The 11691-nt window shown below is 55.2% G+C and carries 12 protein-coding genes; 8 read left to right on the plus strand and 4 right to left on the minus strand.

Annotated elements, in window-relative coordinates; translation table 11 throughout:
• The first annotated feature begins 41 nt into the window (after window positions 1–41).
• On the plus strand, window positions 42–245 hold the full coding sequence (locus RG807_RS06260) for a twin transmembrane helix small protein (RefSeq protein ID WP_309044125.1): 204 nt from the start codon (window positions 42–44) through the stop codon (window positions 243–245).
• A gap of 18 nt (window positions 246–263) precedes the next feature.
• On the opposite strand, the gene RG807_RS06265 is transcribed toward RG807_RS06260, so the two are convergent.
• From RG807_RS06265 to coxB, 4 genes are read right to left on the minus strand one after another with little or no spacing between them, the layout of a single operon-like run.
• Window positions 264–1151 (minus strand): cytochrome c oxidase subunit 3, encoded by an 888-nt coding sequence (locus RG807_RS06265; protein ID WP_309044126.1) that lies wholly within the window; start codon window positions 1149–1151, stop codon window positions 264–266.
• Between the two features lie 16 nt (window positions 1152–1167).
• Window positions 1168–1776: a cytochrome c oxidase assembly protein gene (locus tag RG807_RS06270; RefSeq protein WP_309044127.1), complete on the minus strand. Its 609-nt coding sequence runs from the start codon at window positions 1774–1776 to the stop codon at window positions 1168–1170.
• 13 nt (window positions 1777–1789) lie between these two features.
• Complete coding sequence (gene ctaD, locus RG807_RS06275) at window positions 1790–3373, minus strand: cytochrome c oxidase subunit I (protein WP_309044128.1); 1584 nt, start codon at window positions 3371–3373, stop codon at window positions 1790–1792.
• Window positions 3374–3430: 57 nt separating this feature from the next.
• Entirely contained in the window at window positions 3431–4555 is a 1125-nt protein-coding gene (gene coxB, locus RG807_RS06280; RefSeq protein ID WP_309044129.1) for a cytochrome c oxidase subunit II, read from the minus strand.
• A gap of 205 nt (window positions 4556–4760) precedes the next feature.
• Between coxB and RG807_RS06285 the strand changes: the two genes are divergently transcribed.
• The 7 genes from RG807_RS06285 (at window position 4761) to RG807_RS06315 (ending at window position 11633) form a co-directional block, all read left to right on the plus strand.
• Entirely contained in the window at window positions 4761–6089 is a 1329-nt protein-coding gene (locus RG807_RS06285) for an MATE family efflux transporter (protein WP_309044130.1), read from the plus strand.
• A gap of 199 nt (window positions 6090–6288) precedes the next feature.
• Complete coding sequence (locus RG807_RS06290) at window positions 6289–6939, plus strand: hypothetical protein (RefSeq protein WP_309044131.1); 651 nt, start codon at window positions 6289–6291, stop codon at window positions 6937–6939.
• Between the two features lie 42 nt (window positions 6940–6981).
• Window positions 6982–7647, plus strand: a complete 666-nt coding sequence (locus RG807_RS06295; protein WP_309044132.1) for a methylamine utilization protein — start codon at window positions 6982–6984, stop codon at window positions 7645–7647.
• Between the two features lie 8 nt (window positions 7648–7655).
• Entirely contained in the window at window positions 7656–10007 is a 2352-nt protein-coding gene (locus RG807_RS06300; protein ID WP_309044133.1) for a putative bifunctional diguanylate cyclase/phosphodiesterase, read from the plus strand.
• Entirely contained in the window at window positions 10007–10909 is a 903-nt protein-coding gene (locus RG807_RS06305) for a DUF3034 family protein (protein WP_309044134.1), read from the plus strand. The genes RG807_RS06300 and RG807_RS06305 overlap by 1 nt, the downstream gene beginning before the upstream one ends.
• Before the next feature lie 2 nt (window positions 10910–10911).
• Window positions 10912–11361 (plus strand): group I truncated hemoglobin, encoded by a 450-nt coding sequence (locus RG807_RS06310; protein ID WP_309044135.1) that lies wholly within the window; start codon window positions 10912–10914, stop codon window positions 11359–11361.
• Window positions 11362–11402: 41 nt separating this feature from the next.
• On the plus strand, window positions 11403–11633 hold the full coding sequence (locus tag RG807_RS06315; protein ID WP_200201560.1) for a DUF1653 domain-containing protein: 231 nt from the start codon (window positions 11403–11405) through the stop codon (window positions 11631–11633).
• The last annotated feature ends 58 nt before the right edge of the window (window positions 11634–11691 follow it).

The raw sequence follows: 11691 nt of genomic DNA on the forward strand, positions 1-11691 counted from the left end.
TGCATTTGGCTTCAACCAGAACAAAAACCAGAGATTTTTTTATGCTCAAAGCCCTTATCATTTTCCTTATGCTCGCCGTTATCATCAGCCTGTTCAGTGGTCTTTTCTTTCTCATAAAAGACGGCGGCAAAACCAATCGGGTGGTAAATTCTCTTGCTGTACGGGTAACCCTGAGCGTGCTTCTGCTCACTGTTATTTTGCTGTCACTTTGGCAAGGGAGCCTGACACTACACCCGACTCCCTGAATATAAGCCCTTGCTACCTCATATGACATATACAAAGACGAACAAGCCCAGCCAAACCACATCCACAAAGTGCCAATACCAGGATGTCGCTTCAAACCCGAAGTGGCTATCTGCGGTGAAATGCCCCTTTTGAATGCGTATAAACATGATGATCAACATCAGGGTTCCCAGCATCACGTGAAAACCGTGAAAACCGGTGAGCATGAAGAAGGTGCTCCCGTAGATACCGGATTGCAGCGTCAGGTTAAGGTCCTGATAGGCATGCATGTATTCTTCAGCCTGAAAGAAAAGAAACACCAGCGCAAGCGCAATGGTCGCCGCCAGCCAGATTTTCAGCTTCTTGCGGTTGTCCGCTTTAATGGCATGGTGAGCAACGGTTATGGTGAACGATGACGTAACAAGAAGAATGGTGTTGATCAGTGGTAGGCCCCAGGGGCCGATAACGGATTCTGGAGCAGGGTAAGCTTCCGGGTCAGGGTTGTTGATCAACGGCCAAGTAGCCTGAAAGCCTTCCCAGAGCATGTTGGAACTGCCGCGATCGCCCTCACCCCCGAGCCAGGGCACGGCAAAGACCCGGGCATAGAACAGGGCGCCAAAAAACGCCGCAAAAAACATGACTTCCGAGAATATAAACCAACTCATGCCCCAGCGGAATGACCGGTCCATCTGCGGGCTGTAAAGGCCAGATCGGCTCTCTTTAATAACGCTACCAAACCAGCCAAACAGCATATAAATCATAACCAGTACGCCGGCCCAGAAAATCATCCAGGCATTACCGGTGCTGTCGCCCTGATTGCTGTCGACCATAATCGAGGCCGCACCATATAGCATGACCCCAAGGCCCACCGTGGCAATAATAGGCCACTTACTCTGTTCGGGAACGTAATAGTTCTGGTAATCCGCCATAGCTATCTCCGATGGCTTATCCGTTATCGATTATTGTTTTGTTTGTTGTACTGGTTGTCTCTGTCACGGCCGCTTGCGGCTCGCCCTGATCATATAGTGTGTAGGACAATGTCAGTTTGGTGATATGGCTGGGCAAATCCTGATCCACAATAAACACCAGCGGCATTTCCGTATTCTGGCCCGCGGACAATGGCTGCTGGTTAAAACAGAAGCATTCAGTTTTGTGGAAATACAAGGCACCTTCCGATGGCGACAGGCTGGGCACCGCTTGGCCAACCATGTCCCGATCGGTCGGGTTCTCGGCATAGAAGTTCACGGTTGTGGCCTCCCCGGGGTGAACTTCAACGCTGCGCGCAACCGGCCGGAATATCCAAGGCATGTCCGGCCCGTTCTGGGCCAGAAACTGCACTTTAATGGTACGGCTCATGTCTGCTACTGAGCGCTCGGTAGACTCATAGCGCCCGCTGGTTTTTCCATTTATACCGGTTATTTCGCAGAACACGTCATACAGAGGCACTAGCGCAAAGCCGAAGGCAAACATTCCGGCCACGCTGGCAAGACACCAACCGATAACCCGCGCATTACTGCGCGGAGGTACCGTCTTGTTTGCCGGTTGCTCAGCCATTTTTGTCAGCCTCCTATTTCACATCGGGTGGCGTGGTGAAGGTGTGGTAGGGCGCTGGTGAAGGAACTTCCCATTCAAGGCCTTCAGCACCTTCCCAGGGCTTGGCTGGCGCTTTGACACCGCCTCTGGCGCACTTCACAACAATCAGAAGGAACAGCAGTTGGGTAGCGCCGAACATGAAGGCACCGATACTGGACACCATGTTGAAATCAGCGAACTGCAGTGCGTAATCCGGAATCCTCCGCGGCATCCCGGCAAGCCCCAGGAAGTGCATAGGGAAAAAGGCCAGGTTCATGCCGACAAATGACAACCAGAAATGGGTTTTGGCCAGAGTTTCGTCGTACATGTAGCCCGTCCACTTCGGCAGCCAGAAGTAGGCCGACGCGAAGATACCGAAGATGGCACCAGGCACCAGTACGTAATGGAAGTGGGCCACTACAAAGTAAGTGTCGTGGTACTGGAAGTCCGCAGGAGCAATCGCCAGCATCAGGCCGGAGAAGCCGCCGATGGAAAACAGGATCACAAAGGCTATGGCAAACAGCATGGGCGCCTCCAGTGTGAGAGAGCCCCGGAACATGGTCGCCACCCAATTGAACACCTTCACCCCTGTGGGTACGGCAATCAGCAAGGTGGCGTACATGAAGAAGAGTTGCCCGGCCAATGGCACGCCCACAGTGAACATGTGGTGAGCCCACACCAGGAATGACAAGAGCGCGATGGCACCGGTGGCATAAACCATGAAGGCGTAGCCAAACAAGCGCTTGCGAGAGAACGCCGGAATAATCTGGGAGATCGCCCCAAAAGCCGGGAGGATCATGATGTAAACCTCAGGGTGCCCGAAGAACCAGAACACGTGCTGGAACAGAACCGGGTCGCCGCCGCCGGCCGCATTGAAGAAGCTGGTACCGAAGTTGATATCCATCAGCATCATGGTGACCACACCCGCCAACACTGGCATTACGGCAATCAATAGAAATGCGGTGATCAGCCAGGTCCATACAAACATGGGCATTTTCATCAGCGTCATGCCTGGCGCCCGCATGTTCAGTACCGTTGCAATTACGTTGATGGCACCCATGATCGACGACACACCCATGATGTGGATGGCGAAGATAAAGAAGGTGGTACTTGGCGGCCCATAGGTAGTGGAGAGCGGGGCGTAGAAAGTCCAGCCAAAGTTTGGCGCACCGCCTTCCATAAACAGAGTGGAAACCAGGATCAGGAAGGCACAGGGCAGAAGCCAGAAGCTCCAGTTGTTCATCCGTGGCAATGCCATATCGGGCGCGCCGATCATTAGCGGTATCATCCAGTTTGCCAAGCCTACGAAGGCTGGCATAACCGCACCAAAGACCATAATCAGGCCGTGCATGGTGGTCATCTGGTTGAAGAATTCCGGCTGAACAATCTGCAACCCGGGCTGGAACAGCTCTGCCCGGATAACCATGGCCATGGTTCCGCCGAGAAGGAACATGGTGAAACTGAATATCAGGTACATAGACCCGATATCTTTGTGGTTTGTGGTCAACAACCAGCGGCTGATGCCGCTAGCCGGGCCGTGATGATGATCTTGTGCGTGGGTACCTGCAACCGCACTCATGAAAACCCCCGTTACCGCCAATTATTGTGGCTGGTGATATCTGTTATCTGGCGTTGATTACTGTTGGTTCTTGTAATCGAAGATTTCTTTTGGCGTGACCATGTCACCCATCTTGTTACCCCAGGCGTTACGCTCGTAGGTAATGATGGCGGCAAGATCCGCTTCGTTCAGCTGACCGCCGAAGGCCTGCATTGCCGTACCTGACACACCGTTAACGACAACATCGATGTGCGCGGCCATGTCTCCGGTCGCAATGGCGCTGCCCCTGAGTGCCGGGAATGCTGGTGGCGCACCGCTGCCATCTGCCTGGTGACAGGCAGCACAAGCAGTGGCGTAGGCTGTCTTGCCTCGCTCCATCAGTTCTTCCATGGTCCAGTCTTTCTGGGTCAGCTCGCGCTCTTTCTCGGCTGCGGCTTTCTGATCAGCTACCCAGGTGTTGTATTCCTCTTCCGGCACCGCCTTTACCACCACCGGCATAAAGCCGTGATCCTTGCCACACAACTCTGTGCACTGGCCGCGATAGGTGCCTGGCTTGTCCACGCGGGTCCAGGCTTCGTTGATGAAGCCGGGGATCGCATCTTTCTTTACGCCAAAATCCGGCACCCACCAGGAGTGAATGACATCGTTTGCCGTCAGCAGGAAACGAACCTTCTTACCTACCGGAATCACCATGGGGTTATCTACTTCCAGCAGGTAGTTTTCGCCCTTGGCCTGTCGGTTTCTGATTTGGTCTGACGGCGTTGTGAGGTTGGAAAAGTAGCCGAAATCTTCGTTGATATATTCGTACTGCCACTTCCACTGGTAGCCCGTCACCTTGATATCAATATCCGACTCAGTGGTGTCGTACATATCAATCAAGGTAGCGGTGGCGGGAATCGCCATAATGACGAGAATGACAAGCGGTATGAGTGTCCAGAGGATCTCAACCATCGTATTTTCATGAAAATTGGCAGGTTTTGCCCCCTGGGACTTACGATGGGCAAAGATAGACCAGAACATAATCCCGAATACCACGACGCCAATGGCAACGCAGATCCAGAAAATGGTCATGTGAAGGTTAAATATATCGTTACTGGTACCGGTTACCCCGGGGGTCATGTTTACCGTCCAGTCCGCCATGGACAACGCGGGAAACAATAGACCGCCTAAAAGGGCACCTACCCGCTGAGCGTGCACGCGCATACTGTGTCTCCACAGAGTATTATTCTTGTCGGATTTTGCGTAATCCCTCTGCTCTTTCTCCGGCGCTCGCATTCGCCAGAAATTCGCAGAGTGAAAGCCTGCTTATGGATACATCACCATCGAGTATAGACACAGATCAAAAAAAGACTAAAAAGTCATTAAACCCAAAACGACTAAACACAACCCTTTAAGAAGCAAATCGAATATGACATTCAAATTGTCGGTTACAGACAGGCGTTTATGGGCACTGGCGTGGCCATTGATGCTCACCAACCTGACGGTTCCTTTGTTAGGTCTGGTAGATACAGCTGTACTCGGGCACCTGGAAAGCCCGGAGTATCTGGGTGCCGTGGCGGTTGGCGCCAACCTGTTCACCATCCTGTACTGGACCTTCGGATTCATGCGCATGGGCACTACCGGGCTGGCCGCTCAGGCCTGGGGCAAGCGCGACAGCTTCAGCCAGGTTGCTCTTCTTTTGCGCTCAGTGATGTTGGCGGTGGGTATCGGCCTGTTACTGATTCTGTGCCATCAACCACTAATCCGGATCGGGCTGACTCTGATGAACGCCAGCCCTGAAGTCACCGAGCTCGCCGCCGAATACGCGGCCATCCGAATCTGGAGCGCTCCGGCGGTGCTGTGCCAATACACGCTGGTGGGCTGGCTGATTGGTACTCAGTATGCCCGTGGGCCGATGATCATGCTGATCGTGGCTAACGGCCTGAATATCGTACTCGATGTGTTCTTCGTGACAGTGCTGGGCTGGAACAGCCGGGGCGTGGCCATTGCCACTGTGATCGCCGAGTACGGTGCCGCCATCATCGGTTTTGTTATCGTGTTACAGCGCATGCCCGATGGGCAACGGCTCAGCCGGGAACTGTTCGGAAGCCTTAAGGACTACCTGGCCATCTTGCAGGTAAACCGCTACATCATGGTTCGCACCATTGCGCTGTTGTTGGTGCTGGCATTTTTCACCGCCCAAGGGGCTCGTCAGGGCGACACCATTCTGGCAGCCAATGCTGTGCTGATTACCTTCCTGCTCCTGATTTCCAATGCGCTGGACGGCTTTGCCAATGCGGCAGAAGCGTTAATCGGAGAGGCCGTTGGCAGAAACAGCAAGCGGCGCATTATGGTGGTGTTTCGCTGCGCGTTACGCTGGTCTCTCTGGGGCTCGCTGTTGCTGACTGTTCTGTTCGTACTTGGTGGCCGCAGTTTGATCGCACTGCTGACCGGTATTGAAGAGGTTCGCACCACGGCCTGGCAATATTTGCCCTGGCTCTGGCTGCTGCCGCTCACATCCGTATGGGGCTTTTTGTTTGACGGGGTATTCATCGGAGCAACACGCACCCGGGATATGCAGAACACCATGTTGTTTTCAGCACTGGGGGTGTTTGCCCCCGTGTGGTGGCTGACCACCGGTTGGGGAAATCACGGCCTGTGGTTTTCGCTGATCTGCCTCATGCTTGCCCGCGCAGCCAGTATGGGTTGGCTATGCTGGTCGCACACTCGCAACGATCGGTGGTTCAGCATTCAGTAGCCGATGTGCAAATGTTAACAATATCTGACACTCCAGAAATCGCAGCACGCCAAATCTCGTCTACACTTGTCAGAAAAGAAGGGCGCCTCGTGCCGGTATTTGGTGGCAACCCGCCGCAGCACAGTTGCCCGGTTACCCACTGCCCGATACGGGAGGCGCCTTGCGACCTCAACTTGTTCAGACACTGGCATGTCCTCAAATGACTCCACAGGCAGTTCTGGAAATCATTGACCACGCGCGGCGCAAGGAGGCCCGCTCTGGAACCTTTCTGAAGCAGTTGCATAACAAGGCAGCGGCGTTGCCTTCGGCCGTCACCATTGAGGGCTACCAGCCTGCAGCCTGCCTGTTTCAGTTCGCCATTGAATACATAGAAATGGCGCCACGGCTCATAGAGTGTGTGGATGCCTGTGCACAGGAAGCCGGCAACGCTCAGCTGTTTGACCCCTTCGTGAAAGCCGCCATTGGTTACTTCACAGAGCCCTCGGTGCTGCTGGTGCACTACGATGGTCTGGACGGCCTTCTGATACGCGCCTACCTCTGCCACCGCCTGATGGAAGAGATGCACGAAAACAATCACTCCATCCGAACCGGCGGCCTTGTCGATATAGAAGCAACTCGTGCTAACCTGCTGGTTCACGAACTTATTGGCGAACCCTTCGCAAACGAACTGGACGACTCAATTACCGTCACGGTACTGCAGATTGCCGGTACGCCGGATTATTATGAGCTCAATCTGGACCCCTTCGTTGAGCAGGTGAACAATGATGCCTGGAGCTGGATGCGACGCTACTGGGAAAACCTCCTGACCCGCAATCATATCCGCTTTTCGCTGGGCTCCAGCCAGACCTGACCCGGGCGGCAAACTCCGGGCAATTGAAAGGTTTTTATCAACATGACAAAGCAAACCGTTTTGCTGCTGGCAGGATGCCTGTTGCTCACCCCGGCGCTGGCAGAAGAATTAACGGTACGAATTCAAATCACCGACGGCACCGGCCCGGTAACGGGTGCGGTGGTGTATACGCAAGATAGCAGCCGCGCGGCCCCCATTCAGGCAGAAGTCGTTCAAAAAGATCGCATGTTCCATCCCCACGTGCTGATCCTGCCCACCGGATCCAAAGTAGACTTCCCCAACAGGGACAATACCCAGCACCACGTGTACTCCTTCTCGCCGGCAAAACCCTTTAATCTTGAGCTTTACGCGGGCAAGCCTGAGGCCCCGGTTGTATTTGACCAGCCAGGTATTGTCGAATTGGGCTGCAATATTCATGACCATATGCAGGCGTTTATTGTGGTGGCAGACACCCGCGCCATCGGGCAAACCAATGAGCAGGGTGAGGTAAGTCTCCTACTCGATTTTGGCTCCGCTCCGGCACCCGGCGCCCTTAGCCTGAATATCTGGCACCCCCGTTTACCAGACAACACCAGGCCGGTGATCCGGGAAATCGATACCTCCAGCCTGGCGGGCGTTGCCGCACAAACCATCCCCATTGAGCTCGACCCGAAGCCACGTCATGATGGCCCTCTGGATCATCTTCAGAAACGCTTTCAGGAGCTTTGATGGGCCGCATGGCTAATCGCATCGGATTCCGCGGCCGTCTGGTTACGGCCATGGTCGCGTTGGTGGCTTTGGTCAGTCTGCTGATCGGCGCACTCTTGATGGTGTACCTGTTCGAAGATGAAAAGAGCAGAGCTCTGGAACAGCTCTCCATAGCCGAGCGTTTGACGAACGAAGTGATCGCACGCCGCACCGATCTGGAACTCTCCCGGCTGAGCGTGGTTGTGCGCGATTTCGGTTTCCGCTCGGCCATCGCCAGCCGCGACCCGGCCACTCTCAGCAGCGCTCTGGAAAACCACAGTGGGCGCGCCGGGGCGGATTTCGCATTATTGCTGGATCAACAAGGCGAGCTTCTCGCATCCACCTTGCCCCGAGATCTAGATCTACCAGGCATTGCCTCCACACAACTCGCCAACGCCCGCCAAAATGGCTCAGACCGCTCACTCCAGACCATTGATCAGCGTGGCTATGAATTGCTGGTGGTGCCGGTTGAGGCGCCCGGGCTGCGGGCATGGCTGGTAGCCGGATTCGAGCTGGATCAGAACCTGGCAGACATTATTGCCAGGCTCAGTGGCAGCTCCGTTATTTTCCGCACAAGCGCAAACAACGCGAATGGCTTCACCAGCTTTGCGGCGTCATCGGATATCACCAGCGCCATGGATCCTGCGCTGCTCCAATCGGCAGGTGGCCACAACTTTATCGAGAGTGCCCGCTACTTCACGCGCACGCTGAGTCTTGGCGTCTCCGGGCAAGGCGCCTTTGAAGCGATCCTGATGATCAGCCGGGATGCCAGCCTGCAGAATTACTACCGCCGGGCTCTTGAAATAGTCCTGCTGGTTGCGGTGATAATGGTGCTTGCCACTGTGCTGGCACTGCTGGTCGCCCGGTATCTGGGCAGGCCAGTGTTGCAGCTTGCCCAGTACGCCCGTGCCGTCGGGCAGGGGCTAAACCCGCAAGCGCCTGACATCCGAACCGGCGGCGAACTCCTGCAGCTTCGGGATACCTTGAGAGATACTCTGGCCCAGCTAATCCGGCGCGAAGCCGAGATCCGCTATGCCGCAACCCACGACGAAGTAACCGGGCTGGGCAACCGTAATGCCTTGATGCACATGGCGACGGAAGGCTTCCGGGCGGTACAGCCCTGCAGCCTGATCGGGCTGCGCGTGAGTGATCTTTCAGACATCAACGATACGCTCGGCATTGAGTTCGGCGACAAAGTACTGCTTGGCCTCTCACAACGGCTAAGGGACGAACTCCCCGATGCCCGGCACGTGGCACGAACCGGTGGCGGTGAGTTTCTTGCATTGCTACCAGCGTGCAGCCCGGAAGCTTTGGATCATAGAACGAAGGGTCTGCTTGCCAGCGCCGAATCCCCGCTGAATGTCGACGGCACGCCGTTTTCACTAAAAGCCACCCTGATCTCCATGCAGCTGCCCAACGATGCCTCTAACACCAATGAGCTGAGACGGCGCGTGAACCTGACGTTTGAGCAAGCCGTGCAGCAGGGCCTTGCGATCACACGTTACGAGCCCGGGCGGGACGAGAACCACCTGCGCGAGCTCAAATTGATTTCCGACCTGCACAGCGCCATCCGCAACGATGGCCTGTACATGAACTATCAGCCCAAGCTGGACAGCCACACCGGCAAGCTGCTTCAGGTGGAAGCACTGGTGCGCTGGATACACCCGGAGCTGGGCTTTATCTCACCGGAAGAGTTCATCTTTCTGGCTGAACAGTCAGGCCAGATCCACGAGCTGACGGATCATATTTTGCAACGGGTTGCCGATGATGCCCGCGCCTGGTTCCACGAGGGTCTGGATGTTGGTGTGGCCATTAATCTTTCCGCAATGGATCTGACCAGGCCGGGGCTGGCCGAACGCGTAGCCCGAACCTTCGCAGGCTGGCACCACAGCATGGATCGCATCACGCTTGAAGTCACAGAAAGCGCACTGATGGACGACCCGGTAGAAGCCATGGCAACGTTAAATCGCCTACGGGATCTGGGCGTTACGCTGTCCGTTGACGATTTTGGCACCGGCTACTCTTCGCTGTCCCAGCTACGTAAACTGCCGGTTCAGGAGCTGAAAATCGACAAATCCTTTGTTTTGAAGCTGAATGCTGAACCTCAGGACCAGTTGATTGTGAAATCCACCATCGACATGGCCCACGGCCTTGGCTTGAAGGTGGTCGCAGAAGGTATCGAAAACCTGGAAACCTGGAAGCTGCTGCAGTCCTGGGGCTGCAACGTAGGCCAAGGCTTTTTCCTTAGCCGCCCGGTTTCCAAGGCTGACCTTATGCAAACAGCCGCTAGTCTTTTGGAGCGCCAGCACGATCTGGCCGATATGTCTCAGGAGCATTCTTAATGACGCGCCTTGTCGCACAACCTGTTAAAAAACTGTGGGCCGGAACGCTTGTGACTCTGGGGCTTTTGGCTTCTCCCGTGGTTATGGCCGATGTGGGTAGCCGTATTTGGGCAACCGGCGGTGTCACAACCATAGAAGGCAGCGCGGGCGGCGGCCTGGTGCCCTGGGCCATGCTTGGAAGCTACGCCAGTGACGAAGAGTGGGGCGGCACCCTGGCCCTCAGCCGCGCCGAGGTAGACGACTACAGTTTGGCTGTTACTGGTGCTGGCTTGAACTGGAACAACCGCATTGAGGTGACCGTCGCCCGCCAGACTCTGGATCTCGACAGCCTGGTATTCACCCTGAAAAACGGCTTTGGGCTGGAACAGGATGAGTTGAACCAGGATATTTTCGGCGTAAAAGTGCGATTGGTTGGCGATGTTCTCTACAGCCCTTGGGGGCAATGGTCTGCGGGCTTACAGCACAAGCGGCAACGGGATTTCACCGTGCCAAACGCCATCGGCGCCCGGGACGACAGCGGCACCGATGTGTACTTCTCTGGCTCCAAAGTATTTTTTGCCGCTGTATTTGGCCGTAACCTTCTGGTGAACGGCACTTTACGGGGCACCCGAGCCAATCAGGGCGGGTTGCTGGGTTTTGGCGGCGACTTGAACAACGGCTATGAAGTAATGGCAGAAGCCGGTGTTGGCGTATTTATTAACCGACAATGGCTGGTGGGAGCCGAGTACCGACAAAAGCCCGACAACCTGAGCTTTGCCCGCGAAGACGACTGGTGGGATATGTTTATTGCCTGGGTGCCGGATCGCCGCCTGGCAGTCACAGCTGCATTTGTGAACCTTGGCGATATCGCCACCCTGGAAGACCAGCAGGGTATTTATCTGTCTTTGCAGGGGAGTTTCTGATCATGGGCCTGCGCATAACGAAGACAACCATTGCCGCACTTTTAATCACAACAGGGCTTGTTCTGGGCGGCTGCCAGAGCCTTCAGCATGAGCCGGATAACCGCCTTTATATGCAACTCGGTGAACGCTCCGGGATTGCCGATGTGGTAGAAGATTTGCTCTACCTGATTGTGGCCGACGAACGCATTAACCATCAGTTCAAAGGCATGAACGTTGCCCAGTTCCACCGCAACCTGACTGACCAGCTGTGTGAGCTCAGTGGCGGTCCTTGCACCTATACCGGGCGCGAAATGCGAGAGCTGCATGCGGATATGGGGATCACAGCTACCCAGTTTAATGCGCTGGCAGAAAACCTTATTCTGGCTATGGAAAAAAACCGGATACCCACTGCTGCTCAAAATAAGCTGATTAAACGGCTTTTGCCAATGTACCCGGACATCAGGCATCTTTAACAACCACCAAGAGCCACTGCCACCATAGGGAAGAGCACAGAATGACTGAAAAAAAGATCGAGATTCGGCCTGGTCGCTACCGGCACTACAAAGGCATGGATTACGAAGTAATCGATATTGCCCGTCACAGCGAAACCGAAGAGAAGCTGGTGGTTTATCGTTGCCTGTATGGCGACTACAGCCTGTGGGTGCGCCCGCTCAGCATGTTCCGGGAAACGGTAAACGTGGCGGGCGAGCAGGTTCCGCGTTTTGCCCGGATTGATAAGGACTGACGGTTACACAAGTCTTTTGACTCAGCTGGACAATTACTGCACATTACCGCGTTTTCAT

It is taken from the genome of Marinobacter sediminicola (assembly GCF_031157525.1).
Lineage (GTDB): Bacteria > Pseudomonadota > Gammaproteobacteria > Pseudomonadales > Oleiphilaceae > Marinobacter > Marinobacter sediminicola.

Excerpts from the sequence above, each read along its gene's own strand:
- RG807_RS06300 (WP_309044133.1), top strand. The coding sequence starts at position 7,656 with ATGGCTAATCGCATCGGATTCCGCGGCCGTCTGGTTACGGCCATGGTC.
- RG807_RS06285 (WP_309044130.1), top strand. The coding sequence starts at position 4,761 with ATGACATTCAAATTGTCGGTTACAGACAGGCGTTTATGGGCACTGGCG.
- RG807_RS06315 (WP_200201560.1), top strand. The coding sequence starts at position 11,403 with ATGACTGAAAAAAAGATCGAGATTCGGCCTGGTCGCTACCGGCACTAC.
- RG807_RS06260 (WP_309044125.1), top strand. The coding sequence starts at position 42 with ATGCTCAAAGCCCTTATCATTTTCCTTATGCTCGCCGTTATCATCAGC.
- coxB (WP_309044129.1), bottom strand. The coding sequence starts at position 4,555 with ATGCGCGTGCACGCTCAGCGGGTAGGTGCCCTTTTAGGCGGTCTATTG.
- RG807_RS06290 (WP_309044131.1), top strand. The coding sequence starts at position 6,289 with ATGACTCCACAGGCAGTTCTGGAAATCATTGACCACGCGCGGCGCAAG.
- RG807_RS06295 (WP_309044132.1), top strand. The coding sequence starts at position 6,982 with ATGACAAAGCAAACCGTTTTGCTGCTGGCAGGATGCCTGTTGCTCACC.
- RG807_RS06265 (WP_309044126.1), bottom strand. The coding sequence starts at position 1,151 with ATGGCGGATTACCAGAACTATTACGTTCCCGAACAGAGTAAGTGGCCT.
- RG807_RS06270 (WP_309044127.1), bottom strand. The coding sequence starts at position 1,776 with ATGGCTGAGCAACCGGCAAACAAGACGGTACCTCCGCGCAGTAATGCG.
- RG807_RS06310 (WP_309044135.1), top strand. The coding sequence starts at position 10,912 with ATGGGCCTGCGCATAACGAAGACAACCATTGCCGCACTTTTAATCACA.
- ctaD (WP_309044128.1), bottom strand. The coding sequence starts at position 3,373 with ATGAGTGCGGTTGCAGGTACCCACGCACAAGATCATCATCACGGCCCG.
- RG807_RS06305 (WP_309044134.1), top strand. The coding sequence starts at position 10,007 with ATGACGCGCCTTGTCGCACAACCTGTTAAAAAACTGTGGGCCGGAACG.